Source organism: Enterobacter cloacae complex sp. 370H10 (assembly GCF_050031535.1).
In the GTDB taxonomy this organism is placed as follows: domain Bacteria; phylum Pseudomonadota; class Gammaproteobacteria; order Enterobacterales; family Enterobacteriaceae; genus Enterobacter; species Enterobacter intestinihominis.
Genome location: NZ_JBLGWG010000001.1, coordinates 1,376,988 through 1,398,110 on the forward strand (window position 1 = coordinate 1,376,988; position 21,123 = coordinate 1,398,110).

Genomic DNA, 21,123 nt, shown 5'->3' on the forward strand with positions numbered 1-21,123 from the left:
CTGATGATACTCTGAACATTATTTATAGGCAGACTGGTGAACGCCCACTGCGCGTCCTGACGGATCGTTCATGGCTTTGAAGGATTCATCCCATTCAATGGCTTTAGCAGAAGAGCAGGCGACCGATGGACCACCCGGTACGCACTCGGCTGCACTTGGAACCGGGAACAGCTCCTCAAAGATTTCACGGTACAAATACGCTTCTTTCGAGGCTGGCGTGTTGTACGGGAAGCGGAAGCTCGCAGTTTCCAGTTGTTGATCAGAAACCTGTTTTGCCGCCACCTCTTTCAGGGTGTCGATCCAGCTGTAACCTACGCCATCGGAGAACTGCTCTTTCTGACGCCACGCCACGCTCGCCGGCAGGTAGGATTCAAAACATTCACGCAGGATATGTTTCTCCATTTTGCCGTTGCCGCACATTTTGTCCTGCGGGTTGATGCGCATCGCCACATCGAGGAATTTCTTATCGAGGAACGGCACGCGGGCTTCCACACCCCAGGCGGACATCGCTTTGTTGGCGCGCGCGCAGTCAAACATGTGCAGCGCCTGTAGCTTACGCACCGTTTCTTCATGCAGCTCTTTGGCGTTTGGCGCTTTGTGGAAATAGAGGTAACCGCCAAACACTTCGTCAGAACCTTCGCCGGAGAGCACCATCTTGATGCCCATCGCTTTGATCTTACGCGACATCAAATACATCGGCGTGGAGGCGCGAATGGTGGTCACATCATAGGTTTCAATGTGATAGATCACATCGCGGATCGCATCCAGACCTTCCTGTACGGTGAAGTGAATTTCATGGTGCACCGTGCCGAGATGGTTCGCCACTTCCTGGGCGGCTTTCAGGTCAGGTGCCCCTTCCAGACCCACGGCAAAGGAGTGCAGCTGCGGCCACCAGGCTTCAGAGCGCTCCTGATCTTCCACGCGACGTGCGGCGAATTTCTTGGTGATCGCGGAGATCACGGAGGAGTCCAGACCGCCGGAGAGCAGTACGCCGTAGGGTACGTCTGACATCAGGTGGCTTTTCACTGACTCCTCTAGTGCCTGACGCAGTTCGGCTTTGTCCGTCACGTTGTCTTTCACCGCCTCATAATCAAACCAGTCGCGCTGGTAGTACGGGCGGATCTCGCCGTCTTTACTCCACAGGTAGCTACCTGCCGGGAACTCTTTGATGGTGCGGCACACCGGTACCAGGGCTTTCATCTCTGAGGCAACGTAGAAGTTACCGTGTTCATCGTGTCCCATGTACAGCGGGATAATACCAATATGGTCGCGGCCAATCAGGTAAGCGTCTTTTTCGCTGTCGTACAGCGCGAAGGCGAACATACCTTGCAGGTCGTCGAGGAACTCCGGGCCTTTCTCCTGATACAGCGCCAGGATCACTTCGCAGTCTGAGCCGGTCTGAAACGCGTAGCGATCGCCGTACTCAGCGCGCAGCGCCTGATGGTTGTAAATTTCACCGTTAACAGCCAGCGCGTGCGTTTTTTTCTCGTTATACAGCGGCTGTGCGCCAGCGTTGACATCAACAATGGAAAGACGTTCGTGAGCCAGAATCGCTTTATCGCTGGCGTAAACGCCTGACCAGTCCGGACCGCGATGGCGCATCAGGCGGGACAATTCGAGTGCTTTTTTACGCAGTTCGCCCGCGTCAGTTTTAATATCCAGTACGCCAAAAATAGAACACATAACCTTCTCCGTTAACCCTGTTGCGTTGTGATGTTGCTTGCTTATGAAAATGCCGCAAAAAGGGGAGGGGGCGCAAGCGTTTTACCGATGAAAACGTAAAAAGTGCAATGGCAATTGCCGAATCTTAAAAAAAGAGTATGCATTAAGCCATTCTATTGATGATTTCTCAATGAAGAGCTGATTTCGTTAGATGAAGTGATATTTTCAGGCAGCAGAAATGAAAAACCACGCCCTGAGGCGTGGTTCTGAATCAAATAACGTCGATTTCGTCGACAGAGGGGTAAATCCAGCTTGGCCGGAACGGCATCGTATCAATGTCATCAAGCTGTGAAACGCCAGAAAGCACCAGGATGGTTTCAAGCCCGGCCTGGAAGCCGGCCAAAATATCGGTGCGCAGGTTGTCGCCAACAATGACGGTTTCTTCTGAGTGTGCCTGCATCGTATTCAGTGCAGCGCGGATGATCCACGGGCTCGGTTTGCCGACAACAAACGGCTTACGGCCTGAGATTTTTTCGATACCGGCGCACAGCGCACCGCAGGCGGGATAAAAACCACGACCATGCGTATCCGGGTTAGTGGCGATAAAACGTGCACCATTGGCGACAAAGTAGGCTGCTTTATGCATCATCTCCCAGTTAAAGGAGCGCGTTTCGCCCACGATGACAAAGTCCGGATTCACGTCGGTGATGGTGAAGCCCGCTTTATACAGCTCGTGGATCAGCGCGCCTTCGCCAACCACGTAGGCTTTTTTGCCTTCCTGACGCTTCAGGAAATCCGCGGTCGCCATCGCAGAGGTATAAAACACGCTGTCCGGGACATTGACGCCCGCGGTAGCAAAGCGATTTGCCAGATCCTGACCAGTCTGTGAAGGGTAGTTCGTGAGAAGAACCAGTGGCATTCCTTTGTCGATGATGCGGTGAAGAAACTCCGCAGCACCTGGCACGGCAACGTTGTCGTGCATCAGCACGCCGTCGATATCACAAATTACATTCTTAATGGTCATGGACTATCCGACATCAAAAAAAGAAGGCGTTACTATAAGGTCCGATCAGGATTCCAGCAAATGTTGCAGCAGGATCCCGTTGAGCATGGCACGTTTTACCAGGGCGAATGCGCCAATTGCCGAGCGGTGATCGAGCGTAGATCGCACCACCGGCAAATTCTGGCGAAATGCCTTCAGCGCCTGGGTATTGATGCAGCCTTCAATGGCAGGCAGTAATACTTTTTCGGCTTCAACGATCTCGCCGGCAATCACCACTTTTTGCGGATTAAACAGGTTGATGGCAATGGCGATGGTCTTACCCAGGTGGCGTCCTACCTGTTCGATCACTTCGCAGGCCAGCGCATCGCCTTTGTTTGCCGCTTTGCAGATGGCACCGATCTTACAGTCGCCCAGCGTGACGCGGCTCTGATAACCCTGCTCCAGCAGGTGGCGGACGCGATGTTCAATGGCGGCATTGGCGGCAACGGTTTCAAGACAGCCAAAGTTACCGCAGTGGCAGCGCTCGCCAAGCGGTTCCACCTGGATATGACCGATCTCACCTACGTTACCGTTACGACCAATAAAAATGCGGCCATTCGAGATGATACCCGCACCTGTACCACGGTGAACGCGCACCAGAATAGAGTCTTCGCAGTCCTGGCTCGCACCAAAGTAGTGCTCCGCCAGCGCCAGCGAGCGGATATCGTGACCAACAAAGCAGGTCAGCTTGAAGCGTTTTTCCAGCGCCTCAACCAGCCCCCAGTTCTCTACCTTAATGTGCGGCATGTAGCGAATAACGCCGCTTTCCGGGTCAACCAGACCGGGTAAAATCACCGAGATGGCGATGAGTTCACGGATCTTGCGCTGACAGCTTTCGATAAACTGCGCAATGGTATTCAGTAACGCGTGTTCGAGCGTCTCCTGCGTGCGCTCAGGAAGGGGGTAATGCTCTTCGGCAATGGCCTTGCTGCTCAGATCGTAGAGCGTAAGCGTGGTGTCATGACGGCCTAAGCGAACGCCAATGGCCTGAAAATTGCGGGTTTCAGTGACGATGGAAATCGCGCGGCGGCCGCCGGTGGAGGCCTGCTGATCCACTTCTTTGATCAGGCCGCGCTCAATAAGCTGACGTGTAATTTTTGTCACGCTGGCGGGAGCAAGCTGGCTTTGTTCGGCTATCTGAATGCGTGAGATTGGCCCGTGCTGGTCAATCAGGCGATAAACTGCCGCGCTGTTAAGTTGTTTAACGAGATCGACATTACCGATTTGAGCTTGTCCGCCTGGTGTCATACTTTTACTTACTCAGTGACGACCTCGTTACCATTAACGATGGTCTTAATAATTTTATAATCGTGTGTGAACGCCGTCAGGTTTGCAACCATACCTGGCGCAATACCGCCGAGCTGTTTATCGACGCCAATAGCGCGCGCCGGATAAAGCGTGGCCATGCGCAGCACTTCCTCAAGCGCAATGCCGCAATGTTCAACGAGGTTACGTACCCCTTCGATCATCGTCAGAGAAGAACCGCTCAGCGTGCCGTTCTCATCCACACACAGTCCATTCCGGTAGTATATTGTTTTACCAGCAAAAATGAACTGGTCAATATTCGCTCCTGCCGGAGCGGTAGCATCCGTGACCAGGCAGAGCTTGTCGCCTTTAAGGCGCTTGGCGTTGCGGATGTTGGTGTAATCGACATGCAAGCCGTCGGCGATAATGCCGCAGTAGACGTCTGGTTCATCCAGAATTGCGCCAACCAGTCCCGGTTCGCGACCGGTAATATACGGCATCGCGTTATAAAGGTGTGTGGCAAATGTAATACCTGCGCGGAAACCGGCCTTCGCCTCTTTCAGCGTCGCGTTCGAATGGCCCGCAGATACCACAATCCCGGCGGCGGCCAGTTTGCTGATAACGTCCGTGCCGGTCATTTCCGGTGCCAGCGTCACTTTAGTGATCACATCGGCATTGGCGCACATGTAATCCACCAGCTCGGCATCCGGTTTGCGCACGTAGTTCGGGTTATGGGTGCCTTTCTTGACCATATTCAGCCATGGTCCTTCCAGGTGCAGACCCAGCGCCTGATTCGGATGTTTTGCCAGGTATTCACGCATGACGCGGATACCCTGTTTCATCAGGTCATCGCTGCTGGTAATCAGCGTTGGCAGATAGCTGGTGCAGCCCGATTTCTCGTTGGCGTTTTGCATGATTTCCAGCGTTTCAACCGTTACCGCCTCTGCGGTATCGTTAAACTGGACACCGCCGCAGCCGTTAAGCTGTACGTCGATGAAACCGGGGGAGATTACTGCTCCATTGAGGGAACGCTGTTCGATCTCCGGCGGCAGTTCCGCCAGCGGGCAAACACGTTCAATCAGGCCATTGGCGATTACAATCGCATGGTCATCCAGAATTTCATGGCCGGTATAAATCCGACCGTGGGTTAAAGCGTACATATCGACCCCCGGTTAAAAAAGCGACCGCCCCTGATAAAAGAGGCGGTTATTCAATTACAGACCTTTAATGTTCTCAGCTTCCAGCTCGTTGAAGTATTTCAGCGTTTTCACTTTCAGCTCCATGGTGGACGGTTCGTCACACACGACAACCGCTTTTGGATGCAACTGTAAGCAGCTGATCGTCCACATATGGTTCACGTTGCCTTCAACGGCAGCCTGAAGCGCCTGCGCTTTCACTGCGCCCAGCACCAGAATCATCACTTCTTCGGCATCCAGCAGTGTACCCACACCCACGGTCAGCGCGTATTTAGGCACCTGATTGACGTCGCCGTCAAAGAAACGGGAGTTAGCCACACGCGTGTCATGGGTCAACGTTTTAATACGGGTACGGGAAGCCAGTGAAGATGCCGGTTCGTTGAACGCGATATGACCATCGTTGCCTACGCCGCCCATAAACAGGTGGATTTTACCGTAGGAACGGATTTTTTCTTCATACTGACGGCATTCTGCGTCAATATCAGGCGCGTTTCCATTCAGCAGGTTAATGTTTTCAGCCGGAATATCAACGTGGTCGAAGAAATTACGGTGCATAAAGCTGTGGTAACTTTCCGGATGTTCCTTTGGCAGGCCGACATATTCGTCCATGTTGAAGGTCACAACATGTTTAAAGCTAACCTGGCCCGCTTTGTGCATTTCAACCAAAGCCTTATATGCGGTCAGGGGAGTTCCACCGGTTGGAAGACCGAGTACGAAAGGACGATCGGCTGTTGGTTTGAACGCGTTGATGCGGTTAACGATATGACGAGCAGCCCATTTTCCGACTTGTTCAGCTGTTGCCAGGGGAATCAGTCTCATTATTCACCTCTAAAGTTTAAGTAAAAGTGGGCGGATGATTAGTGCAACCTGAACTAAGCGTAACCTGGAACCTTTCAGGCCGGATCAATCCGTCTTGATTTTTTGAATGATAAAATAAGTTTTCGTGGTTAGCCAGTGAAAGGGAGGGTTTAATACGATATTTGGTGACAATAATCACAAAAAATAGGTGTTTAATTTGCGATACGAATTAATTTTTCACACACTCACACTGCCAGTGAATCATCAACAGTATCTATCGTTCGTGACACAATAAAAACATAGTTTATGCGCGAGTCTTAACAAAGGGTCTCGTAGGGGGAATAGGATGAATATTTTAGGTTTTTTCCAGCGCCTCGGTAGGGCTTTGCAGCTCCCTATCGCCGTGCTACCGGTTGCAGCATTGCTGCTGCGATTCGGGCAACCCGATCTTCTTAATGTGCCGTTTATTGCCCAGGCAGGCGGCGCCATTTTTGACAACCTTGCGCTGATTTTCGCCATCGGCGTGGCGTCAAGCTGGTCAAAAGACAGCGCCGGTGCTGCGGCACTGGCAGGGGCGGTAGGTTACTTCATCCTCACGAAAGCGATGGTAACCATCAACCCGGAAATCAACATGGGTGTACTGGCGGGTATCATTACCGGTCTGGTCGGTGGCGCCGTGTACAACCGCTGGGCGGGTATCAAACTGCCTGACTTCCTGAGCTTCTTCGGCGGTAAACGTTTTGTGCCGATTGCGACGGGCTTTTTCTGTCTGATCCTCGCCGCCATCTTTGGCTACGTTTGGCCACCGGTTCAGCATGCTATCCATGCGGGTGGCGAGTGGATCGTGTCTGCGGGTGCAATGGGCGCGGGCATCTTCGGTTTCATTAACCGTCTGCTGATCCCAACCGGTCTGCATCAGGTACTGAACACCATCGCCTGGTTCCAGATTGGTGAGTTCACCAACGCGGCTGGCGCGGTATTCCACGGTGATATCAACCGCTTCTACGCAGGTGACGGCACCGCGGGCATGTTCATGTCCGGCTTCTTCCCAATCATGATGTTTGGTCTGCCTGGCGCCGCGCTGGCAATGTACCTGGCTGCGCCGAAAGCGCGTCGCCCAATGGTTGGCGGGATGCTGCTGTCCGTTGCGATCACCGCCTTCCTGACCGGCGTGACCGAGCCACTGGAATTCCTGTTCATGTTCCTGGCTCCGCTGCTGTATCTGATGCACGCGATCCTGACCGGTATCAGCCTGTTCGTTGCCACCCTTCTGGGTATCCATGCAGGCTTCTCCTTCTCCGCAGGCGCTATCGACTATGTGTTGATGTACAACCTGCCGGCGGCAAGCAGCAACGTCTGGATGCTGGTGGTGATGGGCCTGATCTTCTTCGTTATCTACTTCGTTCTGTTCAGCGCAGTTATTCGTATGTTTAACCTGAAGACGCCGGGCCGCGAAGATACGAAAGATGATGTTGTGACCAGTGAAGCCAACAGCAATACCGAAGAGGGTTTAACCCAGCTGGCAACCAGCTATATTGCCGCTGTGGGTGGCACCGACAACCTGAAAGCGATCGATGCCTGTATTACCCGTCTGCGTCTGACTGTGGGCGACTCCGCGCGCGTGAGCGATGCAATGTGCAAACGCCTTGGTGCGTCTGGTGTGGTGAAGCTGAACAAACAAACCATCCAGGTTATCGTGGGTGCGAAAGCCGAATCTATCGGCGATGAAATGAAAAAAGTGGTTGCCCGTGGGCCGGTCGCTGCCGCCTCAACGGATAACGCGCCAGTAGCTGACGCGCCGGTTGCAAAACCGCAGGCTGTGCCAAATGCGGTGACCATCGCTGCGCTGGTTTCTCCGGTGACAGGTGACGTTGTTGCGCTTGAGCAGGTGCCTGACGAAGCGTTCGCCAGCAAAGCGGTCGGTGATGGCGTGGCGGTGAAACCAACGGACAAAACCGTGGTCTCTCCGGCAGCCGGTACTATCGTGAAAATCTTCAACACCAACCACGCGTTCTGCCTGGAAACGGAAAAAGGCGCGGAGATCGTTGTCCATATGGGTATCGATACCGTTGCGCTGAACGGTCAGGGCTTTACTCGCCTGGTGGAAGAGGGCGCTGAAGTGGCGGCAGGCCAGCCGATTCTGGAAATGGATCTGGAGTTCCTGGACGCCAACGCGCGCTCCATGATAAGCCCGGTAGTGTGCAGCAACATCGACGACTTCAGCGGTCTGGTGATCCAGGCGCAGGGGCAGGTAGTTGCAGGCCAAACACCACTGTATGAGATTAAAGGCAAGTAATCGCTCCTGAGTAGAGTTATGCCTTTAGCGGCGGGGGATATCCTCCGCCGCTTTTTTTTGCAGCAATTGCCCCCATTATTTTCTTCCGGGACGTTTTAAGGGTTGTCACTACGTCCGGCTTATAAGATCATATGCCGTTATACGTTGTTTACGCTTTGAGGAATCCACGATGAGTGAGGCAGAAGCCCGCCCGAGTAACTTTATTCGTCAGATCATCGATGAAGATCTGGCCAGTGGTAAGCACACCACAGTCCACACGCGTTTCCCGCCGGAGCCAAATGGCTACCTGCACATTGGTCACGCCAAATCGATCTGCCTGAACTTTGGTATTGCGCAAGACTACCAGGGGCAGTGCAACCTGCGTTTCGATGACACCAACCCAGTAAAAGAAGACATCGAATACGTTGAGTCGATTAAAAACGACGTGCAATGGCTGGGCTTCAACTGGTCAGGCGATATCTGCTACTCCTCAGACTATTTCGATCAGCTGTATGCCTATGCGGTTGAACTGATTAACAAGGGTCTGGCATACGTCGACGAGCTCTCTGCTGACGAAATCCGTGAATACCGCGGTACGCTGACTCAGCCCGGTAAGAACAGTCCGTTCCGCGATCGTAGCGTGGAAGAGAACCTGGCGCTGTTTGAAAAAATGCGTGCCGGTGGCTTTGAAGAAGGTAAAGCGTGTCTGCGTGCCAAAATCGATATGGCGTCTCCGTTCATCGTGATGCGCGATCCGGTGCTGTACCGCATTAAGTTCGCAGAACACCACCAGACCGGTAACAAGTGGTGCATCTACCCGATGTATGACTTCACCCACTGCATCAGCGATGCGCTGGAAGGCATTACGCACTCTCTGTGCACGCTGGAATTCCAGGACAACCGTCGTCTGTACGACTGGGTGCTGGATAACATCACCATTCCTGTGCATCCGCGTCAGTACGAGTTCTCTCGTCTGAACCTGGAATACACCGTGATGTCCAAGCGTAAGCTGAACCTGCTGGTCACTGACAAGCACGTTGAAGGCTGGGACGACCCACGTATGCCGACCATCTCTGGCCTGCGTCGTCGTGGCTACACCTCCGCCTCCATTCGTGAGTTCTGCAAACGTATCGGCGTCACCAAGCAGGACAACACCATCGAAATGGCGTCTCTGGAATCCTGCATTCGTGAAGACCTGAACGAAAACGCGCCGCGCGCGATGGCGGTGATCGATCCAGTGAAACTGGTTATCGAAAACTATCCGCAGGGCGGGAGCGAACTGGTCTCTATGCCTAACCATCCGAACAAACCGGAAATGGGCACCCGCGACGTGCCGTTCAGCGGTGAAATCTGGATCGATCGTGCCGACTTCCGCGAAGAAGCGAACAAGCAGTACAAGCGTCTGGTGCTGGGCAAAGAAGTACGTCTGCGTAACGCCTATGTAATCAAAGCCGAGCGCGTAGAGAAAGATGCGGAAGGTAACATCACGACCATCTTCTGTACGTACGACGCAGAAACGCTGAGCAAAGATCCGGCGGATGGCCGTAAAGTGAAAGGTGTAATCCACTGGGTGAGCGCGCAGCATGCGCTGCCGGTTGAGATCCGTCTCTACGACCGTCTGTTCAGCGTGCCTAACCCAGGCGCAGCGGAAGACTTCCTGGCGGTTATTAACCCTGAGTCGCTAATTATCAAGCAGGGGTATGCCGAGCCGTCTCTGAAAGCCGCTGAAGCCGGTAAAGCGTTCCAGTTCGAACGTGAGGGTTATTTCTGCCTGGACAGTCGTTACAGCACGGCAGAAAAACCGGTATTTAACCGTACCGTGGGTCTGCGTGATACCTGGACTAAGATCGGCGAATAATAACGCTGCTCTGGTCAATGAGAAACAAACGCCGCGTAATGCGGCGTTTTTTTATTTAACGATCATGTCGTTAAGCATCGGGATAATCTTTTAAAGCCAACATTCCAGGTCAATGTGGTGCTACTTATTTTATTTAAAAAAAGTTTGTTGTTTTCCAAAAACAGAAACGCTGAAAAATATATTCTCAATCTCAATGTTACTTACTGAAAATTAGCGTATTCCCCCGCCAGTACTCGCTTCCCGGTAAATGTTACAAAGCACTACGAAATATGTGCTCTTCGTCATAATCCTGACTTTTGCCTGATTAAAAGCATTGATAATTCGCGTCGCGAAAAATAACCTAAAGACGGTAGTTAATTCGAGGGTATTTCTGACTACCCCTGACCATTTGGTCTTTTCTGTTTTTCGCCGTTTAAGGCGTTTTAATTCGTCAAAGAGGAATAATCTATGCGTACGTTCAGTGGCAAACGTAGTGCGCTGGCGCTGGCTATCGCCGGTGTGACAGCAATGTCGGGCCTGGTGGTTGCGCCAGAGGCAAAAGCAGCAGGTTTCATTGAAGATTCCACCCTTACGGGCGGTATTTATTACTGGCAACGTGAGCGTGACCGTAAAGACGTCACTGAAGATAAATACAAAACTAACCTTTCTCACTCGACCTGGAACGCCAACCTGGATTTCCAGTCGGGATATGCCGCCGATATGTTCGGGATCGATATTGCAGCGTTCACCGCAATTGAAATGGCCGAAAATGGCGACAGCGGCCATCCGAACGAAATTGCGTTCTCCTCCAGCAATAAAGCTTACGACGAAGACTGGTCCGGCGATAAAAGCGGAATCAGCCTGTATAAAGCGGCTGCAAAATTCAAATATGGCCCGGTCTGGGCGCGTGGTGGTTATATCCAGCCAACCGGTCAGACGCTGTTAGCGCCGCACTGGAGCTTTATGCCAGGTACCTATCAGGGCGCGGAAGCCGGTGCTAATTTTGACTACGGCGATGCGGGGGCGTTGACCTTCTCCTATATGTGGACCAACGAGTACAAAGCGCCGTGGCACATTGAGATGGACAAGTTCTATCAAAACGATAAAAAAACCAAAGTTGATTATCTCCACTCGCTGGGGGCGAAGTACGACTTCAAAAACGATCTGGTGCTGGAAGCGGCTTTTGGTCAGGCTGAAGGCTATATCGATCAGTACTTTGCTAAAGCCAGCTACAAATTTGATATCGCAGGTAGCCCGCTGAGCACCAGCTATCAGTTCTACGGTACGCGCGACAAGGTCAGCGATGGCAGCGTAAATGATATTTATGACGGCACCGCGTGGTTACAGGCGCTGACCTTCGGCTACAAAGTGGGTCAGGTTGATTTGCGTCTGGAGGGTACATGGGTGAAGGCAGAAGGGCAGCAGGGCTACTTCCTGCAACGTATGACGCCAACCTACGCCTCTTCCAATGGTCGTCTGGATATCTGGTGGGATAACCGCTCTGACTTCAACGCCGACGGCGAAAAGGCGGTCTTCTTCGGCGCAATGTATGACCTGAAGAACTGGAACCTGCCTGGCTGGGCAGTGGGTGCGTCCTACGCGTACGCCTGGGACGCGAAGCCAGCGGATATGGCTACGCCAGACGCCTACTACGATCCGAACTACCGTCTGAAAGAGTCTTCATACAGTCTGGATGCGATTTATACCCTGCAGGAGGGCCGTGCGAAAGGCACGATGTTCAAACTGCACTTCACCCAGTATGACAACCACTCCGATATCCCGAGCTACGCGGGCGGTTACGGCAACATCTTCCAGGATGAGCGCGACGTGAAATTCATAGTCATTGCGCCATTTACCATCTTCTGATGAATGCTGCGGCGGGCTGTGTCCCGCCGTTATGGAGAATGAACATGATGAAAAAAAGGGTAATCGTTGCGCTGCTGGCATTCGGGCTGGTGGCGTGCGCGCAGGATCAGGCGCCGAAAGAAGACTCCCGTCTGAAAGAGGCGTATAGCGCTTGCATCAATACCGCACAAGGTTCACCTGAGAAGATTGAAGCCTGTCAAAGCGTGCTGAACGAGCTAAAAAAAGACAAAGCCCATGAGCAATTCGCCACGCAGGAAAACGTTCGCGTGATGGATTACCAGGCCTGTATTCAGGCGCGTAAAACCGGTAACGATCAGGAAGTGGCGAAGCGTTGCGATAAGATATGGGACGAGATTCGCAATAACAATAAATAAGTTGCTTTACGCCCGGTGGCGCTGCGCTTACCGGGCTTTTTCCAGGCAAAAAAAAGCCAACCTCACGGCTGGCTCAGAGTATGAACACTGACTTATTTTGCGTCGTGCGCATGTTCATTTTCGCGGCAATCCCCTTCAGCACAGTGACCGTACAGGTACAGGCTGTGGTTGGTCAGGCGGATGCCATGACGGGCGGCGATTTCACGCTGGCGTGATTCAATGGAATCATCGCTAAATTCAATGACCTTGCCACAGTCGAGGCAGATCAGGTGATCGTGGTGGTGCTGCTGAGTCAGCTCGAACACGGATTTACCGCCTTCGAAATTATGACGAGTAACAATGCCCGCGTCATCAAACTGGTTCAGCACACGATAGACGGTTGCCAGCCCAATCTCTTCACCCATATCGATAAGACGCTTATAAAGGTCTTCCGCACTGACATGGTGATTGTCTGGCCCCTGAAGCACTTCAAGGATTTTTAACCGAGGAAGCGTTACTTTCAGGCCAGCTTTCTTTAATGCGGTATTGTTGTCAGTCATGCGGAATCTGTCCTGTTGCTAAACGATTCACTTCAAAAGAAGAAGTGACAGAAAATGCACTTGGGATAATGCGTCTCATTATAGAACTGCCATGGCTAAATGAAAACTGCAAGTCTCAAGCAAAGTATGCTTATAAAAACGTGGTATCACCAACAAACTTGTTCGATGGCACCCACTTTTTACCAGGGGGATATTGTACAGGTCTGGACGAAGAAGTTAAAAGTTTGTAGCAATTAATTTAATCGGTTTTACCTGGACAACGGGCGCAACCGGAGTTGCGCCGCAGGGATATCAGGCGTTAAGGATATCGTCCAGGTTCAGCTCTTCACGAACCTGCTTAACCCATTTTTCTACACGCTCTGCGGTCAGCTCTGGCTGACGGTCTTCATCAATGGCAAGGCCAACGAAGTGATCGTCATCTGCCAGACCTTTGGAAGCTTCAAAGTGGTAACCCGCTGTTGGCCAGTGACCAACGATCGCCGCACCGCGCGGCTCAATGATGTCGCGAATAGTGCCCAGCGCATCACAGAAATACTCAGCGTAGTCTTCCTGATCGCCACAGCCAAACAGGGCAACCAGCTTGCCGTTGAAGTCGACTTCTTCCAGCGTCGGGAAGAAATCGTCCCAGTCACACTGTGCTTCACCGTAGTACCAGGTCGGGATGCCCAGCAGCAGGATGTCATAGCCCTCGAGATCTTCTTTGCTGCTCTTGGCGATGTCATGCACATCAGCAACGTCTTTACCGAGCTGTTTTTGAATGTTTTTTGCGATATTTTCAGTATTGCCGGTATCACTGCCAAAGAAAATGCCGATGATTGCCATGAGTAAAATAACCTCTTGAAACTTAATGGTATGGTGGCGCAAATTGTCCACGGATAAGGGCAATAATAGCAGAACAGGCAACCCTGCGGAAACAGCTATCACGCAGGACTGCACTCTGTGCTACATGAAAAAGGTAATATTGGGGATTTTCTGACTCACGCCTTGCCGCGTAACGTCTCAAGCTGGGCGATCAGCATCTCTTCGATCAGTTCGCTGCGGCTGATGTTGCGCGCGTCAGCTAACTCGTTAAGCGCATCGACGGCATCGGCATTCAGCTTGAGTTCGACACGCTTAAGCCCACGATTTTTATCGCGTTTAAGCTGGTTGCGTTTATTGATACGCAGCTGTTCATCGCGCGAAAGCGGATTCGTTTTCGGTCGTCCCGGTCGACGCTCATTCGCGAACAGATCTAGTGTCGTACGGTCCGTTTGTTCTTTGGCCATGATTCTGAGACTTCGGGGGAAACACGCCGCCCTGCTAATGCCCGGGCGATAAGCGCGCCATCATACATCACCCAAATCCACACGCCAACGACTGGAAGCCCGTCGTCTTCCGGTCGCTGGCTTTTTAATCAATTCGCTGTATCAGTAAGATAGCGGCGAATGGCGCGCAGGACCGCATCCGGTTTTTCCGCGTGGACCCAGTGCCCGGCACCGGCGATGACGTGAGCGCGAGCCTGCGGAAATTGCGCCAGCAGCGTGTCACGGTACGCGTCAGTGACGTAAGGGGAGTTGCCGCCGCGAATAAAGAGGGTAGGGTGCGGCCAGGCGGGGACATTTTCCCACCCCACAATATGCGAATACTGATCCCACAGTACCGGGACGTTAAAGCGCCATTGTCCGTCAACAAAGGATTTCAGCAGGAACTGGACCACGCCTTCTTCATCGAGATGCTCGCGCATAACGGCTGCCGCCTGCTGGCGTGTGGAGACGCCTGACTCTGTCACAGCATTGATCGCAGCGAAAATCTCATCGTGACGGCGAACGTCGTAATTGACGGGCGCAACGTCAATGACCACCAGACCGGAAATTCGCTCAGGGGCCAGCGCTGTAAGCGCCATCACCGCTTTACCGCCCATTGAATGCCCGATGAGCGTCGCTTTCTGGATATTATTCGCATCGAGGGTGTCACGCAGATCCTGCGCCATGGCTGCGTAGGTCATCTCCTCAGAGCGCCCTGAAAGACCGTGATTGCGCATATCAACCTGGAGGATCTCGTGATCGGTCACTAAATCGCGCGCCAGCACGCCCAGGTTATCCAGACTACCAAACAGGCCGTGAACCAGTACGATGGGAGAATTATTGTTCGGCGATTGTGCAGTTTGCGCTCGGGTATTCAATTTCATGGCAAAGTTCTTTTTTTAGGTTTGTCAGGTTAGGGTATCATGTTGACCATTCTGCCGCCCGGGGGCAAGGATCCAGTTTAATCTGACTTTTGCCGCCAACCTGGTTTGACGCTATCCGCTGTTGGGATTAGACCTTATAATCTCAACGACTTGTATTCAGATAAGATATCGCACTGGATTAAGATGAAAACAATCGAAGTTGATGACGAACTCTATCAGTATATTGCCAGCCAGACGCGGCATATTGGGGAGAGCGCGTCCGACATTTTACGGCGCATGCTTAAAATTTCCGCCGCCTCACAGCCCACTCCTGTCACTAAAGATGTCGTGTCTCAGCCGAGCGTTGTTGCACAAGTAAAACCTGCCGTCATGCCGGCAAAAGACAAAGTGCGCGCGATGCGCGAGCTGCTGCTGTCCGATGAATATGCAGAGCAGAAAAAGGCGGTTAACCGCTTTATGCTGGTGCTGTCTACACTTTACTCACTGGATAACAACGCATTTGCAGAAGCGACAGAGTCGCTGCACGGTCGCACGCGCGTTTACTTCGCAGGTGACGAGCAGACCCTGCTGCAAAATGGCAACCAAACCAAACCCAAACATGTTCCCGGTACGCCATACTGGGTGATCACCAATACCAATACGGGCCGCAAGTGCAGCATGATCGAACATATCATGCAGTCCATGCAGTTCCCGGCGGAATTGATCGAAAAGGTTTGCGGTACAATTTAACCCTTGCATCAGAAGGACCAGGCAATGGCAAATCACAGCCGTGCAGGACAACCTGCACAACAACGCGATTTGATTAACGTCGCTCAACTGACCGTGCAGTACTACGTGCTGAAGCCGGTGGTGGGCAACGCAGAACACGCAGTGAAGTTTGGTACATCTGGCCACCGCGGCAGCGCGGCGCGCCATAGCTTTAACGAACCGCACATTCTGGCCATTGCTCAGGCCATCGCGGAAGAGCGCGCCAAAAATGGCGTCACCGGTCCGTGCTATGTTGGGAAAGATACCCACGCCCTGTCTGAACCTGCCTTTATCTCCGTGCTGGAAGTACTGGCGGCAAACGGCGTAGACGTGATTGTTCAGGAGAACAACGGTTTCACGCCAACGCCTGCGGTTTCTAACGCTATTCTGGTACATAACAAAAAAGGTGGCGCGCAGGCGGACGGTATTGTGATCACCCCGTCCCACAACCCACCGGAAGATGGCGGCATCAAGTACAACCCACCTAACGGTGGCCCGGCGGATACCAACGTCACGAAAGTGGTGGAAGATCGCGCCAACGCGTTACTGGCTAACGGTCTGAACGGCGTGAAGCGCATCTCGCTGGATGAAGCCATGGCGTCCGGCCACGTGAAAGAGCAGGATCTGGTGCAGCCGTTCGTGGAAGGGCTGGCGGATATCGTCGATATGGCCGCTATCCAGAAAGCCGGTCTGAAGCTGGGCGTGGATCCGCTGGGCGGCTCCGGTATTGAATACTGGAAACGCATTGCCGAGCACTACAAGCTGGATCTGACCATCGTGAACGATCACGTCGATCAGACCTTCCGCTTTATGCACCTGGACAAAGACGGCGCGATCCGTATGGACTGCTCCTCCGAATGCGCAATGGCGGGCCTGCTGGCGCTGCGCGACAAGTTCGATCTGGCGTTTGCCAACGACCCGGACTACGACCGCCACGGTATCGTCACCCCTGCCGGGCTGATGAACCCGAACCACTACCTGGCTGTTGCGATTAACTATCTCTTCCAGCACCGTCCGCAGTGGGGCAAAGAGGTTGCGGTGGGTAAAACGCTGGTCTCTTCCGCCATGATTGACCGTGTGGTCGATGCGCTGGGCCGCAAACTGGTGGAAGTGCCGGTGGGCTTCAAGTGGTTTGTTGACGGTCTGCACGACGGCAGCTTCGGCTTTGGCGGTGAAGAGAGCGCGGGGGCATCCTTCCTGCGCTTCGACGGCACCCCATGGTCAACCGATAAAGACGGCATCATAATGTGCCTGCTGGCGGCGGAAATCACCGCGGTTACCGGTAAGAACCCGCAGGAACATTACAACGACCTGGCAGCACGCTTTGGTGCGCCAAGCTATAACCGTATTCAGGCTGGCGCCACGTCTGCGCAAAAAGCAGCTCTGTCAAAACTCTCTCCGGAGATGGTCAGTGCCAGTACCCTGGCTGGTGACCCGATCACCGCGCGTCTGACGGCGGCACCGGGTAACGGCGCATCCATCGGCGGCCTGAAAGTGATGACCGAAAACGGCTGGTTCGCCGCGCGTCCATCCGGTACGGAAGATGCGTACAAAATCTATTGCGAAAGCTTCCTCGGCGCTGAGCACCGCCAGCAGATTGAGAAAGAAGCGGTAGAGATTGTCAGCGAAGTGCTGAAAAACGCGTAAATGGTGTCTGGTGCGGGCTGATGCCCTCACCCCGACCCTCTCCCACAGGGAGAGGGAGAAAACAGTGATCTCGTAGGCCCGGTAAGCGTTAGCGCCACCGGGCTTCTTTTTTAACTATGCTTATTCTTCAGTTCAAATCTCGGCGATACCAGACCGTACAGCGTCCAGCCCATAAAGGTCACCATCGCACCATACAGCATCGCCTCCTGACCGGACGAGTAGAGCGCATAGAAGCTGTAAATCGCCCCAATCAGCGCCACGATATTGGCCGCCCGGGCTTTGCGCGGATCCACCTTCGCCACCTTCTGAATAATCACCAGTGCCGCCATCGACAGAATGTACGGAATGATGTTCGTCACCACCGCCAGGTTGACCAGCACGTTAAACTGGCTGTTCAGTGACGGGCTGATGGTCATCAGCGACAAACCGCTCTGGAAAATCACAATCGCCAGCATACCCTGTACCGGCGCATCCGCTTTGGTGACGCGGGAGAAGATTTTCGGGAAATAACCTTCGTCAGCGGAGGATTTGAATACCTGGGCGATGGTGAACTGCCAGCCCAGCAGCGAGCCGCAGCAGGACATCACCATCAGTCCCATGATCACTTTCCCTACCTCTGGCGTAAACATCTGCGCAAACGCCAGCCCGAACGGCGCCGTGGAGTTGGCGAGATCCATGTTGGGCACAATTCCCGCAATCACGTTGGTTGAGACGATATAGATCACCGCCGCCCCCAGCGTCCCGCCGAGTACCGCGATCGGCACGTTCTTTTCCGGGTTTTCCACCACTTCCGCATTCGCACAGGCTGACTCCAGCCCGAGGAAAGCCCATAGCGTCATGGCGATGGACGATCCCACGGCGGTAAAGAACGGCACGTGGTGCGGGTTCCAGGAATTGGCGTACAGCGTCGGGCTGAACCAGAACCAGCCGATGATGCACAGACCGACTACCGGAATGATCACGCCCCAGACGGTGATGCTGCTGAGTTGTCCGGTGATGCGCGCGCCGCCAAAGTTGGCGACGGTGCAGATCCACAGCACGCCGATGGTCGCCAGCCCAATCTGCACCGGGGTCAGCGTCGCGCCAAACAGCTCCGTACCGTAACCGACAGCGGAGATGGCAATCGCCACGTTGGCGATCAGCAGCGACACGCCGTAGGTATAGTTGGCCATAAAGTTACCGGACTTACCAAACGCATATTCGGCATAGCCGCCCATGCCGCCAGACTTACGGCTGAACATCCCGCACTTGGCAAACGCCCACGCCAGCGCCATTGAGCCGACTGCCGTTACCAGCCAGGAGATAATCGAAATCGTCCCCACTTCAGCGAGCTTGGTGGGCAGCATGATGATCCCGGACCCCATCATATTCACCATGGTGAGGATAGTGAGTTGTACCACGCCCATCTTGTTGGACTTACTCATAATTTTTCTCCTTTCAGCAGAGACGGCTGAGCGGCGGGTTGTTTAATGACGTAGCAGCGCACCTGTTTGCGCCCGTCACACTCCTCGACGTAAACCCCCTGTAACTCCGGCGCGAAGCCCGGCAGCAGATTGATCCCGTCTTCCAGCGCGGCGAAATAGCGCAGCACGGAACCGCCCCAGACTTCCCCCGGAACCACGCACAACACCCCCGGTGGGTAAGGCAGCGCGCCTTCCGCGGCGATACGGCCTTCCGCGTCGCGCAGTGACACCAGCTCGACCTCACCGCGCAGATAGGCATAGTTCGCCTCCTGCGGGTTCATCATGACGCGCGGGAAGTGAGACTTGCGGAACATCTCTTTCTGCAACTGCTTCACGTTATGGCGGGCGTAGAGGTCGTGCATCTCCTGACAAATCTGACGCAGGGAATAATCCGCATAACGTTCCGGATGTTGCTTATAAAGAGAGGGCAGAACCTCTTTCAGCGGCACATCGCTCTGGAGCAGTTTTTCGAAGCGCACCAGCTGGGCGACGAGCTGCTGCAATTTGCCCATGTCCTCCGCCGGGGTGAGCAGGAACAGAATGGAATTGAGGTCGCATTTTTCCGGCACGATGCCGTTTTCACGCAGGAAGTTGGCGAGGATGGTGGCGGGCACGCCGAAATCATCATACTCGCCGGTGCGGGCGTTGATGCCTGGCGTGGTCAGCAGCAGTTTGCAGGGATCAATAAAATACTGATGCTCGGCATATCCCTCAAAGGCGTGCCAGCGTTCGCCCGGAACGAAATGGAAGAAGCGCAGATCGGTGGCGATCTCCGCCGTATCCCAGCTTTCCCACGGACGGCCATCCACCGTCTCCGGCACGAACGGACGAATAAACTGACAGTTCTGAAGGATCAGTTTCCGCGCTTCAATACCCGTCACCACGCAGTCCATCCACATGTTGCGCCCACTTTGCCCCTCGTGCATGCGGGCGTTGATATCCAGGGCGGCAAACAGCGGATAAAACGGGCTGGTGGAGGCGTGCATCATAAAGGCGTTGTTGAGGCGCTTATGCGGTACATAGCGCGGCTGGCCTTTTATGTGGCTGTCCTTCTTATGGATTTGCGAGGTTTGCGAGAAGCCCGCCTGCTGCTTATGCACCGACTGGGTCACCAGAATGCCCGGATCGTTTTCGTTCAGCTCCAGCAGCAGCGGCGAGCAGTCGGCCATCATCGGGATAAACTGCTCGTAACCCACCCAGGCGGAGTCAAACAGGATGTAATCGCACAGGTGACCAATCTTATCCACCACCTGACGGGCGTTATAAATGGTACCGTCGTAGGTGCCCAGCTGGATCACCGCCAGACGGAAGGGACGTTCATCCCGCGCGCGACCAGGCGCGACCTCTGACACCAGTTCCCGCAGGTAACTCTCGTCGAAACAGTGTGCGTCAATACCGCCGATAAACCCGTACGGGTTGCGCGCTGTTTCCAGATACACCGGCGTCGCTCCCGCCTGTAACAGCGCCCCGTGGTGGTTAGATTTATGGTTATTGCGATCGAACAGCACCAGATCGCCTGGCGTGAGCAGGGCATTGAGCACCACCTTATTGGAAGAGGAGGTGCCGTTCAGCACGAAGTAGGTTTTATCCGCATTAAAGACTTTTGCCGCATGCTGTTGGGCGATGCATGGCGCACCTTCATGGATCAGCAGATCGCCCATTGCCACGTCGGCATTGCACAGATCGGCGCGGAAAAGCGTTTCGCCAAAGAAATCGACAAACTGGTTTCCGGCCGGATGGCGGCGGAAGAACTGACCTCCCTGATGTCCGGGGCAGTCAAACGCGCTGTTCCCCTGCTGGACGTAATCGACCAGCGCGCGGAAGAACGGCGGACGGAGCTGGGTTTCGTACTTCTGCGCAGCCGCTTCAAGCTGGCGTCCGTAGTACGCATTGCTGGTGTCGGAGTACTCAAAAACGCCGTGAATACGCGACAAAAATTCAGCCGGAACCCTTTCTTCTTTATGCGTGGCAATAAACACCGGAATACCGAATCCCGTGGCTTCTATTTCTTCTATGGCGCCATTGAAAATATCACTGACGGCCAGAACCACGGCTGCCACATCAATATAATCCGATGCGGTGATATCCACGATCTCGCGCGAAGTGGTAAAGCATTCAGGGCAGGCACGGCTGACGGCAATTTTTAACGTTTTCATCTTTATCTCTTTATTTCAGGCAATATGGGTCCCTCGACTTCTTGCGGTAAAGAAATCGATTTTTTCCGGAAAAAAAGCAAAGCGTGTCCGCTGATACGAAATCAGTTAA

Annotated in this window: 17 protein-coding genes; 6 read left to right on the plus strand and 11 right to left on the minus strand. The window is 53.7% G+C overall.

Translation table 11 applies throughout. The annotated features are described in order from the left end of the window. Positions 1 to 18: 18 nt before the first annotated feature. From asnB to nagB, 5 genes are all read right to left on the minus strand, one after another. A complete protein-coding gene (asnB, locus tag ACQG2Q_RS06705; protein ID WP_015571128.1) occupies positions 19 to 1,683 on the minus strand; it encodes an asparagine synthase B in 1,665 nt (554 codons plus the stop codon). 250 nt (positions 1,684 to 1,933) lie between these two features. Continuing rightward, the gene (nagD, locus tag ACQG2Q_RS06710; protein ID WP_003858667.1) at positions 1,934 to 2,686 is read right to left on the minus strand and encodes a ribonucleotide monophosphatase NagD; all 753 of its coding nucleotides are present in this window, start codon (positions 2,684 to 2,686) and stop codon (positions 1,934 to 1,936) included. 45 nt (positions 2,687 to 2,731) lie between these two features. Then, entirely contained in the window at positions 2,732 to 3,952 is a 1,221-nt protein-coding gene (nagC, locus tag ACQG2Q_RS06715; protein WP_022647442.1) for a DNA-binding transcriptional regulator NagC, read from the minus strand. An 8-nt stretch (positions 3,953 to 3,960) separates the two neighbouring features. Further along, entirely contained in the window at positions 3,961 to 5,109 is a 1,149-nt protein-coding gene (gene nagA, locus ACQG2Q_RS06720) for an N-acetylglucosamine-6-phosphate deacetylase (protein ID WP_023299598.1), read from the minus strand. A gap of 54 nt (positions 5,110 to 5,163) precedes the next feature. Next, the gene (nagB, locus tag ACQG2Q_RS06725; protein ID WP_003858663.1) at positions 5,164 to 5,964 is read right to left on the minus strand and encodes a glucosamine-6-phosphate deaminase; all 801 of its coding nucleotides are present in this window, start codon (positions 5,962 to 5,964) and stop codon (positions 5,164 to 5,166) included. A 325-nt stretch (positions 5,965 to 6,289) separates the two neighbouring features. Between nagB and nagE the strand changes: the two genes are divergently transcribed. The 4 genes from nagE (at position 6,290) to chiQ (ending at position 12,295) form a co-directional block, all read left to right on the plus strand. Further along, positions 6,290 to 8,239, plus strand: coding sequence for a PTS N-acetyl glucosamine transporter subunit IIABC (gene nagE, locus ACQG2Q_RS06730; protein ID WP_063850203.1), 1,950 nt, complete (start codon positions 6,290 to 6,292; stop codon positions 8,237 to 8,239). Positions 8,240 to 8,408: 169 nt separating this feature from the next. After that, positions 8,409 to 10,076, plus strand: coding sequence for a glutamine--tRNA ligase (gene glnS / locus ACQG2Q_RS06735; RefSeq protein WP_015571127.1), 1,668 nt, complete (start codon positions 8,409 to 8,411; stop codon positions 10,074 to 10,076). 447 nt (positions 10,077 to 10,523) lie between these two features. Further along, positions 10,524 to 11,921 carry a chitoporin ChiP gene (gene chiP, locus ACQG2Q_RS06740; protein WP_096216928.1) on the plus strand — a complete coding sequence of 466 codons (1,398 nt, stop codon included), beginning with the start codon at positions 10,524 to 10,526 and terminating at the stop codon, positions 11,919 to 11,921. A 47-nt stretch (positions 11,922 to 11,968) separates the two neighbouring features. Next, positions 11,969 to 12,295: a ChiQ/YbfN family lipoprotein gene (gene chiQ / locus ACQG2Q_RS06745; RefSeq protein ID WP_023299602.1), complete on the plus strand. Its 327-nt coding sequence runs from the start codon at positions 11,969 to 11,971 to the stop codon at positions 12,293 to 12,295. Between the two features lie 92 nt (positions 12,296 to 12,387). On the opposite strand, the gene fur is transcribed toward chiQ, so the two are convergent. The 4 genes from fur to ybfF all read right to left on the minus strand — a co-directional run bounded on the left by fur (position 12,388) and on the right by ybfF (position 15,001). Next, positions 12,388 to 12,834 (minus strand): ferric iron uptake transcriptional regulator, encoded by a 447-nt coding sequence (fur, locus tag ACQG2Q_RS06750; protein ID WP_003858655.1) that lies wholly within the window; start codon positions 12,832 to 12,834, stop codon positions 12,388 to 12,390. 291 nt (positions 12,835 to 13,125) lie between these two features. Next, positions 13,126 to 13,656, minus strand: a complete 531-nt coding sequence (fldA, locus tag ACQG2Q_RS06755) for a flavodoxin FldA (protein WP_003858653.1) — start codon at positions 13,654 to 13,656, stop codon at positions 13,126 to 13,128. 155 nt (positions 13,657 to 13,811) lie between these two features. Continuing rightward, positions 13,812 to 14,099 carry a LexA regulated protein gene (ybfE, locus tag ACQG2Q_RS06760; RefSeq protein ID WP_003858652.1) on the minus strand — a complete coding sequence of 96 codons (288 nt, stop codon included), beginning with the start codon at positions 14,097 to 14,099 and terminating at the stop codon, positions 13,812 to 13,814. A gap of 128 nt (positions 14,100 to 14,227) precedes the next feature. Next, positions 14,228 to 15,001 (minus strand): esterase, encoded by a 774-nt coding sequence (gene ybfF / locus ACQG2Q_RS06765; protein WP_022647446.1) that lies wholly within the window; start codon positions 14,999 to 15,001, stop codon positions 14,228 to 14,230. 183 nt (positions 15,002 to 15,184) lie between these two features. Here ybfF and seqA point away from each other — a divergent pair, with 183 nt between their 5' ends. Both seqA and pgm read left to right on the plus strand, forming a co-directional pair. Continuing rightward, complete coding sequence (seqA, locus tag ACQG2Q_RS06770; protein ID WP_003858650.1) at positions 15,185 to 15,730, plus strand: replication initiation negative regulator SeqA; 546 nt, start codon at positions 15,185 to 15,187, stop codon at positions 15,728 to 15,730. A 24-nt stretch (positions 15,731 to 15,754) separates the two neighbouring features. After that, positions 15,755 to 17,395 (plus strand): phosphoglucomutase (alpha-D-glucose-1,6-bisphosphate-dependent), encoded by a 1,641-nt coding sequence (gene pgm, locus ACQG2Q_RS06775; protein ID WP_063850201.1) that lies wholly within the window; start codon positions 15,755 to 15,757, stop codon positions 17,393 to 17,395. A 110-nt stretch (positions 17,396 to 17,505) separates the two neighbouring features. Here pgm and potE read toward each other — a convergent pair whose 3' ends face one another. Together potE and speF are read right to left on the minus strand one after the other, a co-directional pair. Further along, a complete protein-coding gene (potE, locus tag ACQG2Q_RS06780; RefSeq protein ID WP_022647448.1) occupies positions 17,506 to 18,819 on the minus strand; it encodes a putrescine-ornithine antiporter in 1,314 nt (437 codons plus the stop codon). Beyond that, entirely contained in the window at positions 18,816 to 21,014 is a 2,199-nt protein-coding gene (gene speF / locus ACQG2Q_RS06785; protein ID WP_022647449.1) for an ornithine decarboxylase SpeF, read from the minus strand. The genes potE and speF overlap by 4 nt, the downstream gene beginning before the upstream one ends. Between the last annotated feature and the right edge of the window lie 109 nt (positions 21,015 to 21,123).